This is a genomic window from Tropicimonas marinistellae (genome assembly GCF_001509585.1).
GTDB lineage: Bacteria > Pseudomonadota > Alphaproteobacteria > Rhodobacterales > Rhodobacteraceae > Tropicimonas > Tropicimonas marinistellae.
This window is the reverse complement of record NZ_LNCI01000001.1, coordinates 540,395-566,215: the sequence shown is the minus strand read 5'-3', so window position 1 is coordinate 566,215 and position 25,821 is coordinate 540,395. Positions and strand designations below refer to the sequence as shown.

Here is a 25,821-nt window from a genome sequence, read left to right as displayed (position 1 = left end):
CACCGGGCGCGGCTGTTGCGCCACGCTAGATCTGCACCACGCCCACGACGTAGTTCTTCCCGTAGTGCTTCGCGCATTTCGGGCAGGTCGTGTAGAAGAAGAAGATCTCCTTCGGCTCCTTGCCCCGCTCTGCCGCGATCTTCCGCATCTCCTCGATCCAGTGCCGCGCGTCCTTGTAGGGACCTTCGAACACCTTGGTGACGAAATCACCGGTGAGCGTCGTCATTTCCTCGTCGGCAACCGTTTCATCGGTCGAAAAGAAATGCTCGGACTTCCACGGAGAGATGTCGCGGCTCAGGATGATCATGTTGGACGTGTCCCAGCCGCCGGCATCCTTCATGTGCGCGTCAACGCGGGCGAAGACCTTGCCGATGTTGAGCGGGATATGCATGGCGCTGCGGGTTTGGGCCCGCAGGAACGGCTTGTTCTCGAAGTGAAGCTCGGCTCCGTCCCACCCGTCGGGATTGAATTTCGGGCAGCACGCCGTCGGGTTCACGCTGTCGTCGTAATGGGGAACTTGGTTGGTTTGCATCGGATTAACCTCCCGTCCGGGAGTATACCGCGAAGCCTGCCGGCGCGCGATGATTCCCGTCATGGACCGGCCATCGGCACGAAGGCCCGTGGACGCTTGCAATGGGCGATTGAACGACGTAGACAGCCGCATCCCGGGCGGGCAACCGACTCGGGTGGTTTTGCTTTGTGTCCGGGCCTATTGGGCGGATCTTCTTCGATCCCGACTCACCGGCGAATCGAACGGAACCGTTCAAGGCAATGACGACCTGACCTCCGGCGGGCGCACCGAGTGTTTTCGGGCGGACCCGATGAAGACCAGGAGCTCTGAGGGCGCGAAACACTTTGCGGGACAACCGCAAGCAGCATGAGGAGCGCATCAGATGGATCTGATCGCAGAACTGGAGGCCGAACAGATCGCCTCCCTCGGGAAGGAGATTCCCGACTTCAAGGCCGGCGACACCGTTCGTGTCGGCTACAAGGTGACCGAAGGCTCGCGCAGCCGGGTCCAGAATTACGAGGGCGTCTGCATCGCGCGGAAAAACGGCGAGGGGATCGCCGGCTCCTTCACGGTGCGGAAGATCTCTTTCGGCGAAGGCGTGGAGCGTGTCTTCCCGCTGCATTCGACCAATATCGAGAGCATCACTGTTGTCCGTCGCGGCCGTGTCCGCCGGGCGAAGCTCTACTACCTGCGCTCGCGCCGCGGCAAGTCGGCCCGGATCGCGGAAGATTCCACCTACAAGCCCAAGTCGTAAGGAGCGGCGCGATGAAAAAGGATCTGCATCCCGACTACCACGCCATCGACGTCAAGATGACCGATGGCACGGTGGTTCGCATGAAATCGACCTGGGGCAAGGAAGGCGAGCAGCTGGCGCTCGATATCGACCCCTCCTCGCACCCCGCATGGACCGGCGGCTCGCAGAAGCTGATGGACACCGGCGGACGCGTTTCGAAGTTCAAGAAAAAATACGAGGGCCTCGGCTTCTGAGCCGAAGGATCAACGACAGTGCAGGACGCCGCCCCCCAGGGGCGGCGTTTTTTGTTGGTTCCTCTTGCTATTCGCCCTGGGCGTCGCCGGAACCGCCTGCCCCCCCGCGCGCATCGCGCGCGGCCCGGCCCAACGGGAGGAGGGGCATCTGCGATGCCCCGACGACGGGCGGGAGCCTGCCGACACCGGCCGGCCCGGCGATACGCGTCCAACCGCCCTTCCTTGGTGCTGGTCGGGGTCATGTCCTTGTCGTATAACCGGGGTTAGGTGCGGCTAAAGGGGCAACCCCATGCGAATCCTCGTTTCTCTCGTGCTGGCGCTCGCGGTCATGGCGGCGCTGGTGGTCGGTATTACACTCGCTGGAGCGGCCATTGCCGGATCCGCAGGAAAAGCATTCGACGAAGGGCCCATGAAAAGCGGCCTGATTCCCAGGATCGCCTTCATTATCCTGTGGGTTCTTGTGTTCGGTGTATCGCTCGGCGTGATCGGAGCGGATTGATGGCACAGCGCTATGGCGGCAAGTATTCACCCGACGCGGATGGCAAGACCGATGGCCCGGGTCCGGCCCCAAGGCCCGTGGCGCGCCCGCGCGCGCGGGCGGCGGCGCGCATCAACCTGCTCTACCTCGCGCCGGTCCCGTTGCTCTTCACCGCCTTCCGGCAGGACGCCACGGGCATGGCGCTCGATCTCGGTGCCGCCGCGGTGCTTGCCTCGGCCGTCTTCATGCTGTCCGAGGGGGTGAAGGCCGAAGCGGCCTACGACGCCCGCAAGGTCGCCCGCCGCCCTGCCCTGCCGCGCAAGATCGTGGCCGCGGTGCTTGCCGGCTTTGGCGTGTTTCTCGCGGCCTTCTCGCATCAGACCGGCGGGCTTGCCCAACCGCTGATCTACGGCGCAATCGCGGTCGTACTGCACCTTGCGGCTTTCGGAATCGATCCGCTCGCCGACAAGAACATCGAAGGTGTCGACACCTTCCAGCAGGACCGGGTCGCCCGGGTCGTCGACGAAGCGGAAGAACAACTCGAACGAATGGGCGACGCGATATCCAAGGCCGGAGATCGCAAGCTGGAGCGTCGCGTCGAGGGCTTCCAGGCCACCGCACGGCACATGTGCCGCACCGTGGAGGAGGATCCGCGCGATCTTACCGCGGCACGCAAGTTTCTCGTGGTCTATCTCAAGGGCGCGGCCGAGGCGACGATCAAGTTCGCCGATCTCTATGCCCGCAACCGCGATCCGCAGGCCCGGGAAAACTACGTCGCCCTGCTGGACGATCTTGAACGCAATTTCAGCGCCAAGACCGAGACGCTGATGGTCTCGGACCGTTCGGCCCTCGATGTCGAGATCGAAGTGCTGCGCGACCGGTTGCAGCGCGAAGGCGTGAGAATGGATTGAAAACCGGATTTCAGGAGGAATAGAGATGTCGCAGGAAGTCCAGCAGAAGGCCGCCGAGGCGGTGACCGCAGTCAAGGAAGTCGTCGAAGTGCAATTGCCCGAACCCGCCCCGGCCGCCGACATCGTGCCGCTGGAGCAAGCCGACGCCGTCGTCGGCGCGGAAATCCGCAAGCGCATGGACGAGATCGACATGGGCGATACGAATTCCATAGTTTCCTTCGGCTCCGCCGCGCAGGCGGAATTGCAGGAAATCTCGCAGGCGATGCTGGCCGACGTGAAGAACAAGGATGTCGGCCCGGCCGGCGATTCCCTGCGCGACATTGTCACCACGATCCGCGGCTTCTCGGTCTCCGAACTGGACGTGCGCCGGGAGCGTACCTGGTGGGAGAAGCTCCTGGGCCGCACCGCGCCCTTTGCGAAGTTCGTCGCAAACTACGAGGGTGTGCAGGGGCAGATCGACAAGATCACCGACGACCTGCTCGGCCACGAGCACACGCTGCTGAAGGACATCAAGTCGCTGGATCTGCTCTACGACAAGACGCTCAATTTCTATGACGAGCTGGCGCTCTATATCGCGGCCGGCGAAGCGAAGCTCGCCGAGATGGACGGCACCGTCATCCCGGCCAAGGAAGCCGAGGTTCAGGCGGCGCCAGAAGGCGACCAGGTAATGAAGGCGCAGGAGCTGCGCGACATGCGCGCCGCGCGCGACGACCTGGAGCGCCGGGTGCACGATCTGAAGCTCACCCGCCAGGTCACCATGCAATCCTTGCCCTCGATCCGCCTTGTGCAGGAAAACGACAAGTCGCTGGTTACGAAGATCAACTCGACGCTGGTCAACACCGTGCCGCTCTGGGAGACGCAGCTTGCACAGGCGGTCACAATCCAGCGCTCCGCCGAGGCCGCCGGCGCGGTGCGCGAAGCGAATGACCTGACCAACGATCTGCTGACGGCCAATGCCAAGAACCTGCGCGAGACGAACAAGGTCGTGCGGGAAGAAATGGAGCGCGGTGTCTTCGATATCGAGGCCGTCAAGCAGGCCAACGCCGACCTGATCGCCACGATCAACGAAAGCCTCGCCATCGCGGACGAGGGCAAGGCACGGCGCGCGGCCGCCGAAGAGGAACTTGTGAAGATGGAGCATGAATTGCGCGACACGCTGGCATCGGCAAAGGCACGCCAGACCGGCCTCGGCGACACCGCGGCAACATCGGTCCCGGCTGGCTGAGTGTGACGCGACTGACGGCAAAGGCGGGATTGCTGGCCGCGGTGCTGGCAATCCTTTCGGGCTGCGAGGCACCGGCGCCCCGCGGCCCCGTTCCGGTTCCGCCGGCGCGGCCCGACGCGCCGTCCGCCGGGCTCGCGGCGCCGCAGGTTCCGACCCGCTCTCAGGAATCCTACGAATTGGAGCGCTATTATCGGCGCGTTCAACAGGATTTCCTCGCCAGGGGATTGCTGCGCACCGAGACAGACAGCCCGGATACGCCCTTTGCCGCGCACAACCTGGTGACGAATTTCGTTCGCATCGCGCTCTATGACGAGTACGTGTCGCGTGCCGGCCAACTCGTCGCGGAGCAGACCGAGAGCCAGTTGAGCCGGTGGGAGCGGCCGGTCCGGATCAAGCTGGTGTTTGGCGCAACGATCCCGGAGGATCAACGCGCCCGAGACCGGCTGGCGCTGGAGGCCTATGTCCGTCAGCTTTCGCGTGCCACTGGCCACCCCATCACGATGACCCAGGGGTCCAATGCCAATTTCCACGTATTGATGTTGCACGAGAACGAGCGCCGCCAATACGGCCCATGGCTGCGGCAACTGGTGCCGTCCATCGAGCGCTCAACGATCAATGCCATCGAAAACATGCCGCGGGAGACGTTCTGCCTCGCGTTCGCGTTGTCGAGCACGGACAATCCTGCCTACCACCGCGCGGTGGCTGTGATCCGCGGCGAACACCCGGACCTGCTGCGTTTGTCGTGCCTGCATGAAGAGGTCGCCCAGGGGCTCGGGCTGCCGAACGACAGCCCCCTTGCGAGACCGTCGATCTTCAATGACGACGAGGAATTCGCGCTGCTGACGCGCCATGACGAGTTGCTGCTCCGCATTCTCTACGACCGGCGCTTGCGCGTCGGCATGACGGCCGATACCGCCCGGCCGATCGTGAAGGTGATTGCATCGGAGCTTATGGGCGGCGAAAGTTGATCTAATTCAGACAGGGGGAGAGCCGATCATGGGCATTCTCGATTTTCTATCAGGACAGTTCATCGACGTCATCCACTGGACCGACGACACCCGCGACACTCTGGTCTGGCGCTTCGAACGCGAGGGGCACGAGATCAAATACGGTGCCAAGCTGACGGTGCGCGAGGGGCAGGCGGCGGTCTTCGTTCACGAAGGGCAGTTGGCGGATGTTTTCACCCCGGGTCTCTACATGCTGGAGACCAACAACATGCCGATCATGACGACGCTTCAGCACTGGGACCATGGCTTCAAGAGTCCGTTCAAGTCGGAGATCTACTTCGTCAACACCACCCGGTTCACCGACCTCAAATGGGGCACCAAGAATCCGGTGATGCTGCGCGATCCCGAGTTCGGCCCGACCCGCATTCGCGCCTTCGGCACCTATTCGGTCCGTGTGACCGACCCGGCGACTTTCATGACCGAGATCGTCGGGACCGATGGCGAGTTCACCACCGACGAAATCACCTTCCAGATTCGCAACATCATCGTTCAGGAAAGCTCCCGCGTGATGGCGGGCTCCGGCATCCCGGTGCTCGACATGGCTGCCAATACGGGTGACATGGGCAAACTGGTTGCGGCGAAAGTCAGCACGGTGCTGGCCGATTACGGCATGACGATGCCGGAGTTCTACATCGAGAACATTTCGCTACCGCCTGCCGTTGAAGCCGCCCTCGATAAGCGCACCTCCATGGGGCTTGCCGGGGATCTGGGCAAGTTCACCCAGTATTCCGCCGCCGAAGCGATGACGGAGGCCGCGCGCAACCCGGCGGGCGGCGGCTTGGCGGCCGGGCTCGGGGCTGGCATGGGGATGGCAATGGCGGGCCAGATGGCGCAGGGCGGTTTCGCACCCGGCCCCTGGGGCGCCGCGCCGCAATCGCGCACCGCGCCTGCCGCGGTCCAACCAGCGCCGCCGCCCCCGCCGCCACCAGTGGAGCATGTCTGGCATATCGCCAAGGACGGCGCGACCTCCGGCCCATTCTCCAAGGCTGCCATGGGACAAAAGGCCAGCGCGGGCGAGTTGACCCGCGAGAGCCTTGTCTGGACCCCGGGGCAGGACGGCTGGATGAAGGCGGAGGACGTGCAGGAACTGGCGCAGCTTTTCACCATCCTGCCACCTCCCCCGCCGCCGGGGGTCTGATCACCCGCGATCATGCAGCGGCGCCCGAGGTTGCCCGCGGCCGCCGCCTCAGGGCCGCGGCCTATTGGGCGAGCTTTGCGAGCGCGGCTTTCAGTTTCGGCTCATACGCGGCGGTGTAGCTCCAGACCAGCACGCGGATCTTGCCGTCGCGCAGGATTGCAACGCCATCGAACTCGGCTGGCGAAACCCCGAGTTTTTCGAGTTTGTCGCCGTAATACAGGCAGGTGAACGTCGCCCGGTCGCCGTCCTCAACGAGATTGGCAAATTCGACCCGGCCGTTGTCCTTGTAGGTACCCGTCCACCAACCACCGATTTCGGACTTGCCGACGAGCGCCGGCGCGCTCATCCGACTGGATTTCGGCACGACAGAGAACATCGCGTCGTCGGTCAGATATGTGATCGCCGTTTCGACATCGCCTGCGGACACTGCCGCATAGGCCGTCTCTACCACGAATGTACCCTCTGCTCCGGCCGCTTCGGCCATCGGGGCCATTTCACTGCCCGCGAGCGCCAGCACCGAGAGAAGGACTGGAATCGCGTTTCTCAACATGGTCTCCTCCCCCTATATTTGCCCTCCGCCGGCGGGTGATGCCGGACGTTCCAGGGCGCCGTAAGTTTAGCTCGACACGTGGGGCAGCAGCCATGATCCATGTCACCGATGCACGTCACCGGGAAAAAGGGTCGAAGGGTTTGCCGGTTGCGAGTGACCGCGCAAGCGATCACCGGGCGGGACGTTGCACCGCCGACGGAACCTTGACCGAGCGCGCCCGGCGGGCGATGACAGATCCGACAACCCATCGCCCCTCAGCCGCGCCGGGAGCGCCCCATCGCGGACAGAGCCGGGCATTGGAGTGCCCCTCCGGGGCGGGAGAAGCTGGGGACAAAGCATGAGTCGTATCCCGAAGATATCGCGCTCCGAGGAGTCGGCGGATCCGCCGCCGCCAGTCGACACGATCTTCGAGGATCTGCCTCCCGAGGCAGTGGAAGTGGCGGAAAAACACCGCTTCCCCTGCCCCGCCTGTGGTGCCGACCTCCGCTTTTCCGCCGACCGGGGCGACCTCGTCTGCGACCATTGCGGTCATGTCGAACATGTGAGCGCTGGTGGCCGGGCAGAATGGGACGAGGCGCTACAGGAGCTGGACTACGAACGCGCCTTGCGCCTCGACATCCCCGCCTCCGAGATCGTCACAGCGCGCACCGCGCATTGCGACAGCTGCGGCGCGAATTTCGAGATGTCGGGCTCCGAACAGGCGAAGGAATGCCCCTTCTGCGCCTCCCCCGTTGTCACGGACACCGGCCCGCAGCGGCACCTGAAACCCACCGCCGTCCTGCCATTCGCGCTCGACGAGGAGACTGCGCGCAAGGCCATGTCGCGATGGCTCGGCCGGCTGTGGTTCGCGCCCAACGGGCTCAAGCAGTACGCCCGCAAGGGGCGGAAGATGAAGGGCATCTACGTGCCCTTCTGGACCTACGATTCCCGCACGCGGACCGAATACGCCGGTCGTCGCGGCGACGATTACTACGTCACCGAAACCCGGGTGGTGAATGGCGAGCGGCGGAATGTGCGGGTACGCAAGACCCGCTGGCGCTCGGTGCGCGGCCGTGTGGCGCGGGACTTCGACGACGTTCTGGTGCTCGCAGCCGACAGCCTGCCGCGCACCTATGTCGACGAGCTCAACCCGTGGGACCTGGCGAAGCTGGTTCCGTTCAGGCCGCAGTATCTCGCCGGGTATATCGCCGAGGCCTATACCGTCGACCTCGAGCCGGGCTTCGCCTATGCGCGACAGAAGATGGACGCGGTGATTGCCACGGACATCCGCCGCGATATCGGTGGCGACCACCAGCAGATCACGCAGGCCGACACCCGCCACAGCGGCGTGACGTTCAAGCATATCCTGTTGCCGATCTGGCTCGCCGCCTACAAGTTCCGCGGCAAGACCTACCGCTTTGTCGTGAATGCACGCAGCGGAGAGGTGAAGGGGGAGCGCCCCTATTCCGCGTTCAAGATCGCGCTCGCGGTCATCGCCGCGCTATTGGCCGCAGCGGCCATCGCCTACCTCAACGAGGTCGGCGCCTCCGGTGGCTACACCTCGGGGTTCTGAGCGCCTATCCGGCCTTGATCTTCACGTGGTTCGCCGGATCGCCCGCAAGCGACCGCTTCGGCACGCTGATTGTCAGCACGCCATCCTTCAGGCGCGCGTCGACGGCCTTGCCGTCGGCATCCGGTGGCAACCGGAACGACCGGCTGAAGGAGCCGTATTGCCGCTCGCTGAAGAACCACGTCTCGCCTTTCTCCTCCCGTTCGGTGCGTTTCTCGCCGGAAAGCGTGACGACGCCGTCTTCGACCGAAAGCGCGATGTCCTTCTCGGCCACCCCGGGCAGTTCGACACTGATGCGATAGGCATTCTCGGCCCCCGATGCCTCGGCCGCCGGCGCAACCCATTCCGACAGGCGTTCTCCGACACCCCGGAACGGTTCGTACAGGCTGGGCCAGAAGCCGCTGGTGTGCGATTTCTCAACCATCGTCTCCTCCTCTGACAACGATTCCCGATGGGCGGAGTCTAGCTCCACCGGGGCACCCTCGCCTTGATTTGACGCATGACGCCCGGGCTGTGGACCTCCGCCGCGACCAGCGTTAGGAACAGCCAACGGATGTGAGCAAGGAGCGATCCGATGATCCTGTGTGCCGGCGAAGCTTTGATCGACATGTTGCCGCGTGTGTCGACCTGCACCGAACCCTGCTTCGCCCCGGTTGCGGGTGGCAGCGTCTTCAACACGGCAATCGCGCTCGGCCGGCTCGGGTCTCCGGTGCGGTTTTTCACTGGCCTGTCGACGGATCTTTTTGGCAGCCGGCTGGAGGAGGCGCTGGACGCCAGCGGGGTCGACTATTCGCTCTGCGCCCGGTCGGACCGCCCCACGACGCTCGCATTCGTCGAACTGACCGACGGGCACGCGAAATACGCCTTCTATGATGAGGCGACCGCGGGACGAATGATCTCGGCCGATGACCTTCCGAAGCCGGCCAGTCTGGACGGTGTGGACGCGCTCTTCTTTGGCGGCATCTCGCTGGTCGTGGAACCCTGCGCGTCGTCCTACGAGACGCTTGCGCTGCGGGAATGCGCCGATCGGCTGGTCATGCTGGATCCGAACATCCGCCCCGGCTTCATCAAGGATGAAGCGGCCTATCGGGCGCGCATCGACAGGATGATCGGCGCGGCCGATGTTGTGAAGGTCTCCGACGAGGATCTGCGCTGGATTGCAGGGGATGGCGCGCTTGCCGACCTCGCCGCATCGCTGCTGGCGAAGGGCCCAAAAGTGATCTGCGTGACCGAAGGGAGCAAGGGGGTAACGGCCTTCATGAGCGGCCGGAGTTACCATGCCCCGGCGGATGTTGTGCAGGTTGTCGATACCGTGGGCGCCGGAGACACGTTCAACGCCGGCTTCCTTGCGGGGCTGGAACGCGGCGGTTTCCTGAACAAGTCCGCCCTCGCCGAAATCCCGGAAGCGCCACTTCTGGAGGCATTGCGCCTTGGCGGGGCGGCCGCCGCGGTCACGGTCAGCCGGGCTGGCGCCAATCCCCCGACGGCGGCCGAGTTGGGATTGTGAGGGCACTGATCCAGCGCGTCACCCGCGCGTCGGTTACCGTCGACGGAGAGCAAACCGGTGCGATCGGGCCGGGCGTTCTGGCGCTGGTCTGCGCCATGCGCGGCGACACCGAGGCAGACGCGGAAAAACTGGCGGCCAAGCTTTCCAAGCTTCGGATTTTCGAGGACGACGCCGGCAAGATGAACCGTTCGCTCCTCGATTCCGGCGGCGCCGCGCTGGTGGTCAGCCAGTTCACGCTTGCCGCCGACACCAGCCGGGGCAACCGCCCCGGGTTTTCCGAGGCCGCGGACCCCGAGACCGGACGCCGCCTTTACGAGCATTTTGCCACCCACCTTGCCGGCCTCGGCCCGAAGGTGGAGACGGGCCGGTTCGCCGCCGACATGGCTGTTGAACTGGTCAACGACGGGCCGATCACGATCTGGCTGGACATCCCTCCCGCATCCGCCTGATTTTTGTGCGCTCATTTTTTGAGCCACTGTCAATTTTTTCGCCACAACCAACATCCAGACACTGGAAATCGGCGCCAGACTCTCGGACAATCAGCCACATGGGCGAAGCGTCGGTTGCAGCGTCCCTGCACCCCCGCCAAGGTGGGATCATGAGCGAGACCGGGGAATTTTTTGACGAAATGCTGGGGCCATCGGGCAAGGCTCGCCGCCCCTATGATGAATACCAAGGCTGGTTTGAGGGCGAGGACATCGCCCGCCTGCGCCGCAAGTCGGCAGAGGCCGAGAACTTCTTTCGGCGCACCGGCATCACTTTCAACGTCTATGGGCAGGAAGAGGCCGACGAACGGCTCATTCCCTTCGACATCGTGCCACGGATTCTTTCGGGTCGGGAGTGGGCGCGCCTGACCAAGGGCATCGACCAGCGGGTGCGCGCAATCAACGCCTTCCTGCACGATATCTACCACCGGCAGGAAATCTTGCGGGCCGGTCGCATCCCCGTGGAGTTGATCGAAGGCAACGATGCGTTCCTGCCGCAGATGATCGGCGTTTCGCCACCGGGCAACGTCTATACGCACATTGTGGGCACCGACCTCGTCCGCACCGGCGAAAACCAGTTCTATGTCCTGGAAGACAACGCGCGCACGCCCTCCGGCGTCTCCTACATGCTGGAGAACCGGGAAACGATGCTGCAGATGTTCCCCGAACTCTTCGGCAAGATCCCCGTGCGCCCGGTGCAGGACTACCCGACGCGGCTCTCGCGCTCGCTTTCGGCCTGCGCGCCGCCGGCGACCACCGGACGACCGGTGCTGGCCGTTCTGACTCCGGGCATCCACAATTCCGCCTATTTCGAGCATTCGTTCCTTGCCGACAACATGGGGGCGGAACTGGTCGACGGCAGCGATCTGCGAGTCGTGGATGGACGTATCGCGATGCGCACAACCGAAGGTTTCCGCGCGATCGACGTGATTTACCGCAGGGTGGACGACGACTTCCTCGATCCGCTGAACTTCCGGCCGGATTCCATGCTGGGTGTGCCGGGCATCATGGATGTCTACCGTGCCGGCGGCATTACCATTGCCAATGCCCCTGGAACCGGTATCGCGGACGACAAGGCGATCTATTCCTACATGCCGGACATCGTGCAGTTCTATACCGGCGAAAAGGCGATCCTCGAAAACGTGCCGACCTGGCGATGCTCCGACCCCGACAGCCTCGCCTACGTGCTCGACAACCTGGCCGAACTGGTCGTCAAGGAAGTCCATGGCTCCGGCGGCTACGGCATGTTGGTGGGGCCGGCCGCGACAAAGAAAGACCTCGCCGCCTTCCGCGCCAAGCTCGAAGCCAAGCCCGGCAATTACATCGCCCAGCCGACGCTGGCACTCTCGACGGTGCCGATCCTGACGAAAGCGGGGCTGGCCCCGCGGCACGTGGACCTGCGCCCGTTCGCGCTGGTCTCTCCCGAAGGGATCGACCTGACGCCCGGCGGACTGACTCGGGTGGCGCTGAAGCAAGGTTCGCTGGTGGTGAATTCCAGCCAGGGTGGGGGCACCAAGGACACCTGGGTGCTGGAGGAATAGCGCGATGCTGGGAAAATCCGCAGGCGGGCTCTACTGGATGTACCGCTATCTCGAACGCAGCGAGAACACCTCACGGCTGATCGAAGCGGGGTTTCGCAATGCCCTGACCCGGCCGGCCAGTTCTGCTGACGAGTGGTCGAGCATTCTGGATGCTGCCGGGGCGCGGCAGACCTATCTCGATCGGCAAACCGCATTCGAGCAACCGCGGGTGATCGACTTCCTGTTGCGGGACAGGTCGAACCCCTCGAGCGTGCTCGCCGTGGTCGAGGCGGCGCGCAACAACGCTCGCATGGTTCGCACCGCGCTGTCGCGCGAGGTCTGGGAAGCCATCAACGAGTGCTGGATGCAGCTCAAGTCGACCTTGGCACGGCAGGTCAGCGACCGGGATCTTCCAGCCGTTCTGAGCCTGATCCGGCAGCAGAACGCACTTGTGCGCGGGGCGACCCACGGCACGATGCTGCGCAACGACGTGTTCAACTTCGCGCGCCTCGGTACCTTCCTTGAACGGGCCGACAGCACGGCGCGAATCCTCGATGTGAAGTATTACGTCTTGTTGCCGTCGATCAGTCATATCGGCTCCGCGCTCGACAACGTGCAGTGGGAAAACATCCTGCGCGCCGTTGGCGGACACAGTTCCTATCGCTGGCTGAACGGGCCGGACGTTACCGCGCGCGGCATTGCCGAATTCCTGATCCTGGACAGCCGGATGCCCCGTTCGCTGGCGTTTTGCGCCGCGAAAGCGACGGCGAACCTGTCCTACCTGGAGAAGGAATACGGCACGCGGCACAACTGCCAGGAACAGGCGGAGGCGTTGGTCGGACGGCTGGCGTCGACCTCCATCAACAGGATCTTCGACGGTGGCCTGCACGAATTCATTCTCGATTTCCTTGCGGATAGTGCCAAGCTGGGCGCGACAATCGAAACCGACTACCGCTTCTATGGGTGATACATGCGCCTGAGCATCCAGCACCGCACGACCTATACCTACACCGAGCCCGTTTCCTTCGCGCTCCAACAACTCCGATTGATGCCGAAGCAGGGTGTCGGGCAGAATGTGCTTACCTGGCAAGCACAGGTCGATGGCGGGAAGAAAGAGCTGGAGTTCGACGACCATAACGCCAACCGGGTGATGTTGATGTCCTTTTCCGGCGATGGCCACGAGATCGTGGTGAGTTGCCAGGGCGAGGTCGAGACCTCGGACACGAACGGCGTCGTTGGTCGCCATTCGGGGTTTGCCCCGCTGTGGTACTTCCGGCGGCAAACGCCGCTCACGCGGCAGGGCATGGCGATCCGGTCCCTGGTCAAGGGCCTGTCGACCGAAGTCGAGGACCCCATTGCACGCTGCCACGCGTTGTCGGCCCGGGTGCAGGAGGCCATTTCGTACGAGACCGGAAAGACGACCGCGGAGACGACCGCCGAGGAGGCGCTCGGGATCGGTGCCGGCGTGTGCCAGGATCAGGCACATGTTTTCATCGCGGCCGCCCGGCAACTCGGCTATCCCGCCCGCTACGTCTCCGGATATCTCCTGCTGACCGATCAGGTCTCTCAGGAGGCAAGCCACGCCTGGGCCGAGGTGCATATCGACTCGCTCGGATGGGTCGGGTTCGACGTTCCGAACGAAGTCTGCCCGGATGAACGTTACGTACGTGTGGCCACCGGGCTCGATTACGCCGAAGCCGCCCCGATTTCCGGATTGCACCTGGGCGAGGCCAAGGGCGAGTCTTTGGGCGTTGACATCCAGGTTCAACAATAGGCTTCTTTCGCGAACGAACCGGAGATAGCCAATGACCTATTGCGTCGGCCTGCGCCTGAAACGCGGTCTCGTTTTCATGTCGGATACCCGCACGAACGCCGGGATCGACAATATCTCCACCTTCCGCAAGATGCGGACCTGGTCGGTTCCCGGCGAGCGCTTGATCACGATCCTCACCGCTGGAAACCTCGCGACCACCCAGGCCGTCGTAAGTCTGCTGGAGGAGCGCAGCAAAGCGCTCGGAGAGCGGAACCCGTCGATTCTCGAGCAGCCGTCGATGTTCCAGGTGGCCCGCCTCGTTGGGGCGACGCTGCGCGAGGTGATTGCCGAGCGTTCCGAAGAAGGCCAGTCGGCCGATGCCTTTGGCGCGACGCTGATCGTTGGAGGACAGATCGCACCGAGCCCGCCCCGTCTGTTCATGGTTTATCCCGAGGGCAACTTCATCGAAGCCTGCGACGACACGCCGTTTTTCCAGATCGGCGAAACGAAATACGGCCGTCCGATCCTGCTTCGCGGCTTTTCCGCCGACCTGAGTTTCGCCGATGCAGCCAAGCTCTTGCTTGTGAGTTTCGATTCCACGCTCAAGGCAAACCTCTCCGTGGGCATGCCGTTCGACCTGCAAACCTACGCCGCCGATAGCTACGAGATCGGTCACCAGGACCGGATCACGCGGGACAATGCCTATTATCGCCAGATTTCCGAAGGCTGGGGTCGCGCCTTGCGCGAGACGCTGGGGCACCTGCCCCCTTACGAGTTCGATTGACGTTGGGCTCGGATAATACCCGATAAAAAAATTCAGGATTGACTCGCCAGAGTCTTTTTGTAGGGTATCTCCACAACCGATGGAGTGATCCCTTGCCTGCTGTTGTCAATCGCCTTTCAGATTCCGTTCTCGGCCACGTTGCCGCCGGTGATCTGGCGAAGCTTCTGGCTGGCTGGTCGCTACCTCTCTTCCGAATAGAAAACCTCCTGGACAGTATCGAGACGCGCAGATGACCATGATGAACCAGATCGGCCTCACCGACGCTGCCGCCCTTCCCGGCAAGCCCACCTTCGATGCCCGCGCAATGACCGGCGACGACGGGCTGGCGCAGATCGTTCTCGACGAGAAGGTCTACACCCTGCGCATTACCAAGGCCGGGAAGCTGATCCTAACGAAGTAACGCTCCGTCACCGCGCGGAGGCGAAGGGCGGGCGACCGCCCTTTTTTCATGCGCGGCAGAAGCAACTTCGGCGGCGATCGGGGCACCCGGTCAGACAACGGAATGCCCATAGGGCGAGCACCTGCCCCCACGGAGAGATCCCGACGTACTCGGGCTGCTGCGCGATGCCCGGGGAGAGAAGCGACTGCGCGTCGCCGACCGGGTCACCGGAACGAGGATGACTCCGCGGGATTGTCAGAACCGGCCCGCCCCCGGACGTCGCTCAGCCGGATTGGCCGTCGAGCAGGCCGAGCATCTCCTGCGCGGCGGCTGCCGGTGCCAGGCTTCCGTCGGCCACCTTCCCACCGAGCGCCGCCATCTGCGCACGCATCTGCGGCGAGTTCGAGAGCCGGGCGAGCAGCCCCTGCCGCACTTCTTCTTCGAACCAGTGCCGCGCCTGACCGGCGCGGCGCGCTTGCCAGAACCCGTTGTCCTTGCGCCATTGCGCGAGCGACTGCATTTCCTGCCATGCGGTTTCGAGCCCGTCGCCGGAGACCGCCGAGACGGTCATTGCCTTGGGAAACCCCTCGGGGTCCTCCGGGCGCTTGCGCAGAAGATGCAAGGCACCGGCGTAATCCGCGCAGGTCCGCGTCGCGACGGGTTTGAGATCGCCGTCGGCCTTGTTGACGAGGATCATATCCGCGATTTCCATGATGCCGCGTTTGACCCCCTGCAGCTCGTCACCGCCCGCCGGCGCGAGAAGAAGCAGGAAGAGGTCAGACATTTCCGCCACCATGGTTTCGGACTGCCCGACCCCCACGGTTTCGATCAGCACCACGTCGTAGCCGGCGGCTTCGCAGAGGGCCACGACCTCGCGGGTTCGCCGGGCCACGCCGCCCAATTGCGACTGGCTTGGTGACGGACGGATGAACGCGGCGGGATTGCGGGATAGCTCCTCCATCCGGGTCTTGTCACCGAGGATCGAGCCGCCCGAACGGGAAGACGACGGATCCACGGCCAGGACCGCGACGCGCAGGTTCTGCTCGGTGAGCATCGTGCCGAAAGCCTCGATGAAGGTGGACTTTCCAACACCGGGCGTACCCGACAGGCCCAGACGGAGCGCTTGCCGCCCGGCACCGGCCAGCAATTCGCCAAGAGCCACCGCCTGCTCGCGGTGGTCGGGTCGGCTGCTCTCGACCAGCGTAATCGCACGCGCCAGGGCGCGTCTTTCGCCCGCTTTCACCCGCCGCGCCAGCTCTTCCGTCTCCATCTGCTCCTGCCTTTCCGATCTTCGCCGCCCCGCGGGCCGTTCCGGTGCCATATCCTCTGCCGGTGTCTTCTGCCGGTCCGCCGCAAATGTCCAGACGGGCACCACAGGCCGCGCGCCGAAGGCGCGCCCGGCCCAACAGCCGCAGGCGCCCGACGGGCGTCGAGGCTGGCGGGAGGTGCTCCGCCCGTTCACGCGGCCCGCCCCCCGGGTACGCTCCGGTTCACATTGCGGCGATATTCACCAGCTTGCGGCTCCCTGCTATCCGATAACGGTTGCCGGCAGTTGACCTTCGATCGGAAATGCGGCCCCTTGGCGCCAATCGATTTCACTAGCCGGAGGCGCTTCAATGCGTGCCCTGACGGTCTTTGTTTTGCTCTTGGCCTTCTCCCTCCCCGCCGCCGCACAGGACGAGAAAGCCATCTTCGACGTACGTTTTGCCGGGATCCGCGGCGGCACCCTGACGCTCCATTCGGTTGAGCGCGCCGGTCGGTACGAGGCCGTTGGACGCGCCGCCACCAGTGGGCTTGTGGGCGGCATTCTGAACCTGACCGCGGAGGCCCGTGCGTCGGGAAGTGTCACCGGCAATCGCTACACGCCGAGTGGCTATGACGAAACGACAACCGAGCGCGGCAAGACCAAGACCAAGCAGATCCGGTTTTCCGGCAACATCGCGCAGGTCACCCAGACGCCCCCGGACACCAAGCGCAAATCCTACCACGCCGAGGGCCGCGACCACCCGGGCGCACTGGACCCGATGAGCGGCCTCTACGCGCTCTTGCGCAGCCGTCCCGCCGAACTGGCCTGCAATCTCGACATCACCACCTATGACGGTCGCGAGGTGCACCGCATCAAACTGGCAGGAGGGCGGCGCGACGGCGATCTGCTCCACTGTCCGGCGCAGTACATCCGGGTTGCCGGCTACAAGCCGAAGGACTTGGCCGACAAGAGTTTCCGCGATTTCGAGGTCACCTACGACACCACACAAGGCGATCTCTGGCCGGTGGTAGAAGTGCGTGCACGCACAAGCTATGGCACCATGGTCTTCGACCGCCGCTGAAAACACCGCATGCCGCCAGCCCCGCTTCCCATCGACGCCGTCCTGCCCGAACTTCTGGACGCGCTGCGCCGCGAACGGCAGGCCGTGTTGCAGGCGCCACCCGGCGCGGGCAAGACAACACGCGTCCCTCTGGCACTTCTGGATGCGAACTTGACCGACCTGCGGATCGTGATGCTGGAACCGCGTCGGCTCGCGGCACGGGCGGCGGCCGAGCGGCTTGCCGAGCAGATTGGCGAGACGCCCGGGGGGCGCGTCGGCTACCGGATGCGGGGCGAGAGCAAGACCGGCCGCGACACGCGGATCGAAGTCGTCACCGAGGGTATTCTCACCCGGATGCTGCAATCCGACCCCGAGCTCAGCGGTATTGGCGCCGTGCTCTTCGACGAGTTCCACGAACGCTCCCTCAATGCCGATCTCGGCCTCGCGCTTTGCCTGGAGGTGCGCGATGCGCTGCGCGAGGATCTGCTGCTCATGCCCATGTCGGCCACGCTCGACGCAGCCCCCGTGGCCGCACTCATGGGCGGCGCACCTGTGGTGACGGCCGAGGGGCGCGCCTATCCGGTGGAGATCCGGCATCTCGCACAGCCATTGCCAAAGCGCACGAGGCTAGAGCAAGCCGTTGCCGATCAGGTGCGCGGCGCGCTTTCCGAAACCGAAGGCAATCTGCTCGTATTCCTGCCCGGCGAGGGTGAAATCCGGCGCGCCGAGGCGCGGCTTGCGCCGCACTTGCCCGAGGGCGTCGCGCTTCGCCCGCTCTTTGGCGCGATGCCCTTCAAGGATCAGCGCGCGGCCATCGCTCCGCCTGTCAGCGGCCGCAAGGTCGTGCTGGCGACCTCCATCGCCGAGACCTCGCTCACTATCGAGGGCATCACCTGCGTGGTGGATGCCGGTCGTGCCCGCCGTGCACGTTTCGATCCCGGCTCCGGCATGTCACGGCTGGTGACGGAGCGCGTGACCCGTGCCGAGGCCACGCAGCGCGCGGGCCGCGCCGGGCGCCTTGCCCCGGGGATCTGCTTCCGGCTCTGGACCAAGGGCGAGGAAGGCGGCCTCGCGGCCTTTCCACCGGCGGAAATCGAAGCCGCCGACCTGACCGGGCTGGCGCTTGAGCTGGCGCTCTGGGGCGCCACCGACCTGCCTTTCCTGACCCCACCGCCCGAGGCGGCGCTGAGCGAGGCACGCAGCCTTCTGAGGGGTCTCGGTGCGCTTGACGATGCGGGACGGATCACCGAGCACGGGCGTGCGATGTCCTCCCTGCCGCTGCATCCGCGGTTGGCGCACATGCTGCTGCGTGCCGGCCCCGACGCGGCTCCGCTTGCCGCTCTGCTGGCCGAGCGTGATCCAATGCGGGGAGCGGGCTGCGACCTCTCACTGCGACTTGCCGCGCTGCGCGATCCGAAATCCGCGCCGCTACCGCCCGACCGGGGCGTTTTGGAACGTATCCGAACAGAGGCGAAGCGGCTCCGGCGACTGACGACGCATCAAGCCGCGACGCTCTCGCCCGCGGAGGCCGCCGCGCTCGCCTACCCCGACCGGATCGGTCTGCGCCGCCCCGGCGATGCGCCTCGCTACCTGCTCTCCGGCGGCAAGGGCGCGGTGATGGACGACACGGACGCGCTTGCCGGTCAGCGCCTGATCGTGGCGACGGACCTCGATGGCGATGCGCGCGAGGCACGCATTCGCCTCGCCTTGCCGATCTCCGAAAGCGCGGTGCGCGCGCTCTACGGCGACCGGATCGCCTGGGTCGATACAGCGGAATGGTCGAAGCGTGATCGCCGGGTCATGGCACGGCAACAAGAACGACTGGGCGCGCTGGTGCTTGCCGACCGGATCTGGCGCGATGCTCCACCTGACAGGCTGGCGGAAGCCGCCCTCGAAGGGGTCCGCCTGCTCGGGCTGCCCTGGTCGGAAGCCGCGCGGCGTCTGCAATCCCGTGCCCTGCTCTTCCGGCGCGAGGGTGGGGAGATTGCGGATCTCGACGACGACGCCTTGCTGGAAGCCGCGGGCGACTGGCTGCTCCCCTTTCTCGCAAAGGTCCGCACGGGCGACGATATCCGCGCGCTGGACCTCTTGGAACCGCTGCGCGCCCATATCGGATGGGATGCCCTGCAACGGCTCGATGCCCAGGTCCCCGGCGCCTTCACCACGCCACTCGGGCGCAAGGTGCCCATCGACTATTCCGGCGAAGCGCCAGAGATTGCCCTGCGCGTACAGGAGATGTTCGGCCAGACCACCCACCCTGCCGTCGGCCCACGCCGCCTGCCGCTCCGGGTCACGCTCCTGTCCCCGGCGGGCCGGCCCGTTCAGACCACGATGGACCTCCCCGGCTTCTGGGCAAGCTCCTATGCGGACGTGCGCAAGGACATGCGGGCGCAGTATCCAAAGCACCCATGGCCGGACGACCCGACTCAGGCCGACCCCACCCTTCGGGCGAAGCGGCGCGGCAGGTAGCGCCCCGGCCTGTGCGAGATCGGCTCCAAAGGCTTGACCTGAATCAAGTCCCGCGGCGTGAACACGCGGCACTCTGAAGAGGGAGCCATACGAGGGTGCAGCCATGCAGGAGCACAGCCACGACCCCAAGGCGATCCGGGAGCGTATCAATGCCCCGCCCGGCCGGGGTGTATTGCGCGAAATGATCTACGGCGGGATCGACGGGTCGGTGACGACCTTCGCCATCGTGGCCGGTGTGGCGGGGGCCGGGATGTCGACCTTCGTGATCGTCGCCCTCGGCTTGGCAAACGTCCTCGCCGACGGCTTTTCCATGGCCGCCGGCAGCTATTCGGGTACCAAAGCGGAGCGCGACAACCTGCACCGTATACGCCTTGTCGAAGCTCGCCATATCGCCACGAACCCCGAAGGCGAGCGCACGGAGGTTCGGGAGATTCTGCGCCAGAAGGGGCTCGACGGCGACGTCCTCGACGCGGCCACGGCAGCCATTACTGCCAAGCGGGAGAAATGGATCGACCTGATGCTCGAAGGCGAATACGGCCTGAGCCAGATGGATCCGCATCCCCTTCGCGCGGCACTCGCAACGTTCTTCGCCTTTCTGGTGGCTGGAATGATCCCGCTGCTGCCATTTCTCATCGGCATGGGAGAGGCGGCCTTCCGGTTGTCGGCCGCGATGACGCTTGCCGTGTTCTTCGCCATCGGCGCCGCCAAGAGCCTGTGGTCCCTGAGCCCGTGGTGGCGCTCCGGGTTGGAAACCCTGGCAATCGGCGGCACGGCAGCGGCGCTTGCCTATGCGGTCGGTACGCTGTTCCAGGTCTGACGCGGCGCGGCGGCTCCGGTCGGGCCGGCCGTGCTTCGATCAAACTCCGAGGCACCAGCGCATGACGGCCTTCTGGGCGTGGAGCCGGTTCTCCGCCTCATCGAAGATCACCGATTGCGGGCCATCCATGACCGCGCTGGTCGCCTCCTCCTCGCGGTGGGCAGGCAGGCAATGCATGAAGAGCGCGTCGGGACCGGCCGCCTCCATGAGCGCCTCGTTGACCTGGTAGGGACGGAGCTGGTTGTGGCGACGCTCCTGGGCGGACATGGAGTCGTGCATCGAAAGCCACGTGTCCGTCACCACGAGGTCTGCCCCCTCGACGGCCTTGAACGGGTCGCGTTCGATGGCAATCTTGGCGCCTTTTTCGCGGGCGAAGCCGACGAAATCGGGCTCCGGGTCCAGCGTTTGCGGGCCGGTGAAGGTGAAATCGAACCCGAACTGCCCCGCCGCATGCAGGAAGGACGCGCAAACGTTGTTGCCGTCGCCCGACCATACCACCTTCTTGCCGGCGATCGGGCCACGGTGTTCCTCGAAGGTGAGAATATCGGCCATGATCTGGCACGGGTGGGATCGGTTCGTGAGGCCGTTGATGACCGGTACGGTGGCCGCTTCGGCCAGTTCCAGCAGCGTCACCTCCTCGAAGGTGCGGATCATGATCAGGTCGACGTAGCGGGAGAGCACGCGCGCGGTGTCCTGGATCGTTTCGCCATGCCCGAGCTGCATGTCGTTGCCCGAGAGCACCATGGTCTGGCCGCCCATCTGCCGCACGCCCACGTCGAAGGAAACCCGGGTCCGGGTGGAGGGTTTCTCGAAGATCAACGCGACCATGTGGCCGGCCAAGGGCTGTTCAGAATCCGGCGCACCTCGGGGTTTGCCATCCCGGGCATTCTTCATGCTTTGCGCGGTGTCGATCATCGCCCGCAGATCGCCGGGTGCGGTCTTGTGGATGTCGAGAAAATGGGTCATCGGACGGTCCTTTTGGGAAGGGGTGCCGGGGGGCTGTCTGCCCCCCGAACGCCCCGGATACTCCGGGGCGCCCCCCGAGGATATTTCGAGACAGAAGAAGGGGAGATGTGTTCAGCCGGCATCGGCGACGGCCGGTTGAGCGGCACGGGCGGCCGTTCGGTCCAACCTGTCGAGGGCTTCGGCAATCTCCTCGTCGGAAATGGTGAGCGCTGGCAGCAGCCGAATGGTGTTCTCGGCCGCGGGCACCGTCAGTACCTGCTCCGCGTAGCCTGCCTCCACCACCGCGGCCGCGGGCGGACGGCAACGCAGGCCGAGCATGAGGCCCTCCCCGCGAACCGCTTCGAAGACCTCCGGATGGCCAGCGACAAGGCTTTCCAGCCCCTGGCGCAGGAGTGCGGACTTGCGCACGACCTCGTCCAGGAACGCGGGATCGGCGACGACACCGAGCACGGCGCGGGCCACCGCACAGCCCAACGGGTTGCCCCCATAGGTTGAACCATGCGTGCCGGCCGTCATGCCGGAGGCCGCGTTTTCGGTGGCCAACACGGCGCCGATCGGGAAACCGCCGCCGATTCCCTTTGCCACCATCATGATATCCGGGGCGACGCCGGCCCATTCATGGGCAAACAGCCGACCCGTGCGCCCCATGCCACATTGGACCTCGTCGAGGATCAGGAGCGCGCCCGCTGCATCGCAAGCAGCGCGGATGTCCCGCAACACGGCGTCACCCAGCGTGCGTATACCGCCCTCGCCCTGGATCGGTTCGACCAGTACAGCGCCGACATCTGGGTCCTTGAGCGCCTTGTTCAGAGCATCCATGTCGCCGAATGGAAGTTGCAGGAACCCCGGCAGAAGCGGGCCGAATCCGGCGGTCATCTTTTCTGTTCCCGCAGCAGCGATGGCGGCGGTGGAGCGCCCGTGAAATGCGCCGTCGAAGGCGATGATCTTCATGCGTTCCGGGTGGCCCAAGTCGTGCCAGTACTTCCGCGCCATCTTCACCGCCAGTTCGCAGGCCTCCGTGCCGGAGTTGGTGAAAAAGCAGGTGTCGGCGAATGTCAGGTCCACCAAAGTATCCGCGAGGGCGATCTGGGCATCGACATGGTAGAGGTTCGATGTGTGCCACAGCGTTCCGGCCTGTTCGGTCAGCGCCCGCACGAGGGCCGGGTGTGCGTGACCGAGAGCATTCACGGCAATCCCCGCACCGAGATCCAGAAAACGTCGTCCATCCTGCTCGACAAGCCAGCAGCCCTCGCCCTTCACGAAATGAAGCGGCGCACGGTTGTAGGTGGGCAGGACGGATGAGATCATCTCGTAAACCTCGTATCGGGAGTGGGAAGAAGTGCCGGAGCGACCCGGTCATGTCAATGCTGCAAGGCATGGAAGGCAAGTGAGGCGGCATGTCGAGGCCGACGCCCCGTGCCGGGAACGGTCAACCGCGACGTCGGGCGCGTCGGTATCCGATATGTGCGACAACACTTGCCATGGGCGTTCGATAGCGCGAAATCTCGCTCCGCGCCAGTCGGTTTCGACGTTCATGCAGCCGACCGTTGACTTCTTTGCTCGCAATTACGGCTTGAGGCGGTAGCCCCTGCGGATCCATGCCCAGGCCCAGACGATGATGACGGCGGTCACGCTGGTCAGAATTGCAAGGCCCAGGACAGGCGAACTGTCGGAGATACCGAGCACGCTGTACCGAACGCCGTCGATAAGATAGAAGATCGGGTTCCAGTGCAGCAGGTACCGCATCGCGTCGGGCACGGCTTCGGCCGAATAGAACGTCCCTGACAGGAACGAAAGCGGCGTGATGACGAAATTCGTGATCGCCGCCATCTGGTCGAACTTATTGGCAAATATCCCACCCAGAAGGCCGAGCCCGGCCATCAGCGCGGCGCCAAGTGTAACGTAGAGCAACGCCAGCAGCGGATTGGCGATACCCACACCAATCAATGGCATCATGATCATCCCGATGGGAACCGCGACGAAAAGCCCGCGCGCGACACCTCCTGCGATGTAGCCGGCCGTCAACTCTGCGGCCGATAGCGGCGGCATGAGCGTGTCGACGATGTTTCCCTGCACTTTGGAGACAAGTATCGACGACGACGTGTTCGCGAACGCGTTCTGGATCACCGTCATTGTCAGAATTCCAGGGGCGATGAAGTGTAGATAGGCAAATCCCATCACTTCACCGCGACCCGGCCCGATAGCGATTGAGAAGATCGCCAGAAACAGCCCTGCCGTGACCAGCGGCGCAAGCACTGTCTGCATCCAGATCGAGAGAAAACGGCGCATTTCCCGGTTGGCCAATGTTGCCAGCCCGAGCCAGTTAACACGCCCGAAACGGCGTTCGCCCATCGCAGAGATGTCCGACATGATTTCTCCCATGCGCCTTGCCAGTTCGGGCGCCGCTTGTAACCGACGTGACCGCGACATAATATAGGCCGGAGACAAACGTAAGGGCAGCGCCCGGCATTTCGGCCAGGCGCGCCTTTTTAGTTGAGAAAGAGCTGGCAGATGTCCTGGACAGAAGAGCGCGTCGAAACCCTCAAGAGAATGTGGAGCGAAGGCCAGAGCGCGAGCCAGATTGCCAAGGAACTGGGCGGCGTCACTCGCAATGCGGTGATTGGAAAGGTCCACAGGCTCGGCTTGTCCAACCGCAACGGCGGTGGCGGCGCGCCCGAGAAGACGAAACAGGCCGAAGCGCCGACCGCGGAGAAAGTTGCTGCCAAGCCCGAGGTTTCCCGGCCCAAGCCGGTTCGGGAAGTCCCGGCGTCCACGGCCGAGCCGGCCCCCACGGCCGCGACCCAGAGTGCCGAACCCGAAACGCCGCCGACTCCGGCGCGCCGTCAGATCATTCCCGCCGGGCAACCGCTACCGCCGCAGCCCTCGGCCAACGAAATCAGCCCGGAGGCACTGGCCTCGGTGCGTGAGGTCGAGAAGAAGGCGCGCAAGCTCAGCCTGATGGAACTGACCGAGCGGACGTGCAAATGGCCGATCGGCGATCCGGCAACGGAAGATTTCTGGTTCTGCGGTCTTCCCGTTCAACAGGGCAAACCCTATTGCGAGGCCCACGTCGGCGTGGCCTTCCAGCCTATGTCGTCGCGCCGCGACCGTCGCCGCTGACCCCGCCCGACACCAGGATCGCCTGACATGGAGCAGCCGCCGGTCTCTCGGTGGCTGCCGTTCGTTTCCTGCCAATTTGGTGGGCAGCGTTGCGGCACCACTGTGCGTCATGTCCCGCGTTCGTTGCCTCACGGCCATAACCGTCAGACGGAACGCATGCATTTAATCCCGGGTTTATAGCGCCAGATCGCGTTTGCAGTCAGACACCTTCGCAGGGGGGTAGATTTGGGCTGAAGAAACGCGATGCACTGCGATCCCTTGCGAAAACTTGCCAGCACGCTTGGCCTGCTCTTGTTCCTGACGACCTCCACCGGTGTCGCGAGGGTTGCAGAAAGCGACTCCGGTTGGCCAAGGGTCGTCAATCCCGCGGACGAGTTCGACTGGCAATCCCCACCCCTGTGGTCCCATGTACCAGATACGGTTTCGCGACCCTGGCATGCCGTCATCACCGGACGCGGCCAGCGCCGCACCCAGGAAAACCTTCCAGGCCCGGATGCGCTGGAGGCCTGGGCGGAACTGCAAAGGGCCAATGACGCCGCGAAGGAGCCTCGCGCGGATGAAATCGCGACGGCACTGAACGTCACCTACCAGCAAACCGAAATCGGCGGACTGCCTGTGCTCGACATCACGCCAATGCGCCCGGTGCACGATGACAAGGTCGCCGTCTATGTGCATGGCGGATCCTATGTCGCCAATTCCGCGAAGGCGATCATCGCACCGGCTGCCGTATTCGCAGCTGGCAGCGGGATGCGCGTCCTGTCCATCGACTACACGCTCGCCCCACATTCGAAATGGGACGAGACAACCGACGAGGTCATTTCGGTGTTCGCAGCGCTCGCCGAGGCGGGGATCCCGCCGCGAAACATCGTCCTGTTCGGTGATTCCGCTGGCGGCGGACTTGCTGCCGGCAGCACCCTGAAAATGCGCGATCTCGGAATGGAATTGCCGGCCGCGCTCGTGCTCTGGTCGCCTTGGGCCGACGTCACGGACTCCGGCGACACCTACGTGACCCTTGCGGCGGCGGATCCGTCGTTCACCTACGATTCCGTTCTTCGGCCGGCGGCGCTGGCGTATGCGAACCCCAAGGACCACCGCAACCCCTACGTCTCGCCGGTATACGGCGACTTCTCGAAGGGGTTTCCGCCGACGCTCATTCAAGGTGGCACGCGCGAGATCATGCTGAGCGATATGGTGAGGCTCTATCAGGCGCTCGACAGCAACGATCAGGTCGCCAAGCTCGATATCTACGAAGGCATGCCACACAATTTCATACCGGCCGTCCCCGGAAGCGATGAGTCGCAAGCGGCCATGAAGAAGGTGAGCGCCTGGGTTGAGGCGTATCTGCTCGACGATTGAGGC

Annotated in this window: 27 protein-coding genes; 20 read left to right on the top strand and 7 right to left on the bottom strand. The window is 64.7% G+C overall.

Translation table 11 applies throughout. The features are described from left to right. Positions 1 to 25: 25 nt before the first annotated feature. Complete coding sequence (locus tag ARC39_RS02585; protein ID WP_068109524.1) at positions 26 to 532, bottom strand: hydrolase; 507 nt, start codon at positions 530 to 532, stop codon at positions 26 to 28. A gap of 361 nt (positions 533 to 893) precedes the next feature. Between ARC39_RS02585 and rplS the strand changes: the two genes are divergently transcribed. From rplS to ARC39_RS02550, 7 genes are all read left to right on the top strand, one after another. Continuing rightward, complete coding sequence (gene rplS / locus ARC39_RS02580; protein WP_068109520.1) at positions 894 to 1,265, top strand: 50S ribosomal protein L19; 372 nt, start codon at positions 894 to 896, stop codon at positions 1,263 to 1,265. An 11-nt stretch (positions 1,266 to 1,276) separates the two neighbouring features. Continuing rightward, a complete protein-coding gene (rpmE, locus tag ARC39_RS02575; RefSeq protein ID WP_068109518.1) occupies positions 1,277 to 1,498 on the top strand; it encodes a 50S ribosomal protein L31 in 222 nt (73 codons plus the stop codon). Positions 1,499 to 1,787: 289 nt separating this feature from the next. After that, positions 1,788 to 1,997, top strand: coding sequence for a hypothetical protein (locus tag ARC39_RS02570; protein ID WP_068109515.1), 210 nt, complete (start codon positions 1,788 to 1,790; stop codon positions 1,995 to 1,997). Beyond that, positions 1,997 to 2,887, top strand: a complete 891-nt coding sequence (locus ARC39_RS02565) for a 5-bromo-4-chloroindolyl phosphate hydrolysis family protein (RefSeq protein WP_068109514.1) — start codon at positions 1,997 to 1,999, stop codon at positions 2,885 to 2,887. The genes ARC39_RS02570 and ARC39_RS02565 overlap by 1 nt, the downstream gene beginning before the upstream one ends. Positions 2,888 to 2,912: 25 nt before the next feature. Beyond that, complete coding sequence (locus tag ARC39_RS02560; protein WP_068109512.1) at positions 2,913 to 4,112, top strand: toxic anion resistance protein; 1,200 nt, start codon at positions 2,913 to 2,915, stop codon at positions 4,110 to 4,112. Between the two features lie 2 nt (positions 4,113 to 4,114). Then, a complete protein-coding gene (locus ARC39_RS02555; protein ID WP_236545099.1) occupies positions 4,115 to 5,080 on the top strand; it encodes a DUF2927 domain-containing protein in 966 nt (321 codons plus the stop codon). A gap of 28 nt (positions 5,081 to 5,108) precedes the next feature. Then, positions 5,109 to 6,257 (top strand): SPFH domain-containing protein, encoded by a 1,149-nt coding sequence (locus tag ARC39_RS02550; RefSeq protein WP_068109507.1) that lies wholly within the window; start codon positions 5,109 to 5,111, stop codon positions 6,255 to 6,257. Between the two features lie 61 nt (positions 6,258 to 6,318). Here the strand turns inward: ARC39_RS02550 and ARC39_RS02545 are convergent, their stop codons facing one another. Next, complete coding sequence (locus ARC39_RS02545) at positions 6,319 to 6,807, bottom strand: nuclear transport factor 2 family protein (protein ID WP_068109504.1); 489 nt, start codon at positions 6,805 to 6,807, stop codon at positions 6,319 to 6,321. 337 nt (positions 6,808 to 7,144) lie between these two features. Here ARC39_RS02545 and ARC39_RS02540 point away from each other — a divergent pair, with 337 nt between their 5' ends. Continuing rightward, a complete protein-coding gene (locus ARC39_RS02540) occupies positions 7,145 to 8,359 on the top strand; it encodes a TFIIB-type zinc finger domain-containing protein (RefSeq protein WP_236545098.1) in 1,215 nt (404 codons plus the stop codon). A 4-nt stretch (positions 8,360 to 8,363) separates the two neighbouring features. On the opposite strand, the gene ARC39_RS02535 is transcribed toward ARC39_RS02540, so the two are convergent. Further along, on the bottom strand, positions 8,364 to 8,780 hold the full coding sequence (locus tag ARC39_RS02535; protein WP_068109501.1) for an Hsp20/alpha crystallin family protein: 417 nt from the start codon (positions 8,778 to 8,780) through the stop codon (positions 8,364 to 8,366). Positions 8,781 to 8,930: 150 nt separating this feature from the next. Between ARC39_RS02535 and ARC39_RS02530 the strand changes: the two genes are divergently transcribed. The 7 genes from ARC39_RS02530 to hemP all read left to right on the top strand — a co-directional run bounded on the left by ARC39_RS02530 (position 8,931) and on the right by hemP (position 14,805). After that, a complete protein-coding gene (locus ARC39_RS02530; RefSeq protein ID WP_068109498.1) occupies positions 8,931 to 9,863 on the top strand; it encodes a carbohydrate kinase family protein in 933 nt (310 codons plus the stop codon). After that, positions 9,860 to 10,312, top strand: a complete 453-nt coding sequence (dtd, locus tag ARC39_RS02525; protein WP_068109495.1) for a D-aminoacyl-tRNA deacylase — start codon at positions 9,860 to 9,862, stop codon at positions 10,310 to 10,312. Before ARC39_RS02530 ends, dtd begins: the two co-directional genes overlap by 4 nt. Before the next feature lie 149 nt (positions 10,313 to 10,461). Further along, on the top strand, positions 10,462 to 11,889 hold the full coding sequence (locus ARC39_RS02520) for a circularly permuted type 2 ATP-grasp protein (protein WP_068110101.1): 1,428 nt from the start codon (positions 10,462 to 10,464) through the stop codon (positions 11,887 to 11,889). 4 nt (positions 11,890 to 11,893) lie between these two features. After that, a complete protein-coding gene (locus tag ARC39_RS02515; RefSeq protein ID WP_068109492.1) occupies positions 11,894 to 12,835 on the top strand; it encodes an alpha-E domain-containing protein in 942 nt (313 codons plus the stop codon). A gap of 3 nt (positions 12,836 to 12,838) precedes the next feature. Then, complete coding sequence (locus ARC39_RS02510; protein WP_068109489.1) at positions 12,839 to 13,642, top strand: transglutaminase family protein; 804 nt, start codon at positions 12,839 to 12,841, stop codon at positions 13,640 to 13,642. Positions 13,643 to 13,673: 31 nt separating this feature from the next. Then, the gene (locus ARC39_RS02505) at positions 13,674 to 14,405 is read left to right on the top strand and encodes a proteasome-type protease (protein WP_068109486.1); all 732 of its coding nucleotides are present in this window, start codon (positions 13,674 to 13,676) and stop codon (positions 14,403 to 14,405) included. A gap of 238 nt (positions 14,406 to 14,643) precedes the next feature. Then, positions 14,644 to 14,805: a hemin uptake protein HemP gene (gene hemP, locus ARC39_RS25140; protein ID WP_078059047.1), complete on the top strand. Its 162-nt coding sequence runs from the start codon at positions 14,644 to 14,646 to the stop codon at positions 14,803 to 14,805. A gap of 262 nt (positions 14,806 to 15,067) precedes the next feature. Here hemP and meaB read toward each other — a convergent pair whose 3' ends face one another. Continuing rightward, on the bottom strand, positions 15,068 to 16,054 hold the full coding sequence (meaB, locus tag ARC39_RS02500; RefSeq protein WP_068109484.1) for a methylmalonyl Co-A mutase-associated GTPase MeaB: 987 nt from the start codon (positions 16,052 to 16,054) through the stop codon (positions 15,068 to 15,070). A 346-nt stretch (positions 16,055 to 16,400) separates the two neighbouring features. Here meaB and ARC39_RS02495 point away from each other — a divergent pair, with 346 nt between their 5' ends. From ARC39_RS02495 to ARC39_RS02485, 3 genes are all read left to right on the top strand, one after another. Further along, entirely contained in the window at positions 16,401 to 17,111 is a 711-nt protein-coding gene (locus ARC39_RS02495) for a DUF3108 domain-containing protein (protein WP_068109481.1), read from the top strand. 9 nt (positions 17,112 to 17,120) lie between these two features. Then, a complete protein-coding gene (gene hrpB, locus ARC39_RS02490) occupies positions 17,121 to 19,559 on the top strand; it encodes an ATP-dependent helicase HrpB (protein ID WP_068109478.1) in 2,439 nt (812 codons plus the stop codon). A gap of 103 nt (positions 19,560 to 19,662) precedes the next feature. Next, the gene (locus tag ARC39_RS02485) at positions 19,663 to 20,376 is read left to right on the top strand and encodes a VIT1/CCC1 transporter family protein (protein ID WP_068109475.1); all 714 of its coding nucleotides are present in this window, start codon (positions 19,663 to 19,665) and stop codon (positions 20,374 to 20,376) included. Between the two features lie 39 nt (positions 20,377 to 20,415). Here the strand turns inward: ARC39_RS02485 and argF are convergent, their stop codons facing one another. The 3 genes from argF to ARC39_RS02470 all read right to left on the bottom strand — a co-directional run bounded on the left by argF (position 20,416) and on the right by ARC39_RS02470 (position 23,712). Beyond that, positions 20,416 to 21,342, bottom strand: a complete 927-nt coding sequence (argF, locus tag ARC39_RS02480) for an ornithine carbamoyltransferase (protein WP_068109472.1) — start codon at positions 21,340 to 21,342, stop codon at positions 20,416 to 20,418. A gap of 111 nt (positions 21,343 to 21,453) precedes the next feature. Continuing rightward, positions 21,454 to 22,650 carry an aspartate aminotransferase family protein gene (locus ARC39_RS02475; protein ID WP_068109469.1) on the bottom strand — a complete coding sequence of 399 codons (1,197 nt, stop codon included), beginning with the start codon at positions 22,648 to 22,650 and terminating at the stop codon, positions 21,454 to 21,456. A 258-nt stretch (positions 22,651 to 22,908) separates the two neighbouring features. Then, positions 22,909 to 23,712: an ABC transporter permease gene (locus ARC39_RS02470; protein WP_068110099.1), complete on the bottom strand. Its 804-nt coding sequence runs from the start codon at positions 23,710 to 23,712 to the stop codon at positions 22,909 to 22,911. Between the two features lie 141 nt (positions 23,713 to 23,853). Between ARC39_RS02470 and ARC39_RS02465 the strand changes: the two genes are divergently transcribed. After that, positions 23,854 to 24,462, top strand: coding sequence for a GcrA family cell cycle regulator (locus ARC39_RS02465; RefSeq protein ID WP_068109466.1), 609 nt, complete (start codon positions 23,854 to 23,856; stop codon positions 24,460 to 24,462). Between the two features lie 243 nt (positions 24,463 to 24,705). Next, positions 24,706 to 25,818 carry an alpha/beta hydrolase gene (locus tag ARC39_RS02460; protein ID WP_068109463.1) on the top strand — a complete coding sequence of 371 codons (1,113 nt, stop codon included), beginning with the start codon at positions 24,706 to 24,708 and terminating at the stop codon, positions 25,816 to 25,818. Positions 25,819 to 25,821: the final 3 nt, after the last annotated feature.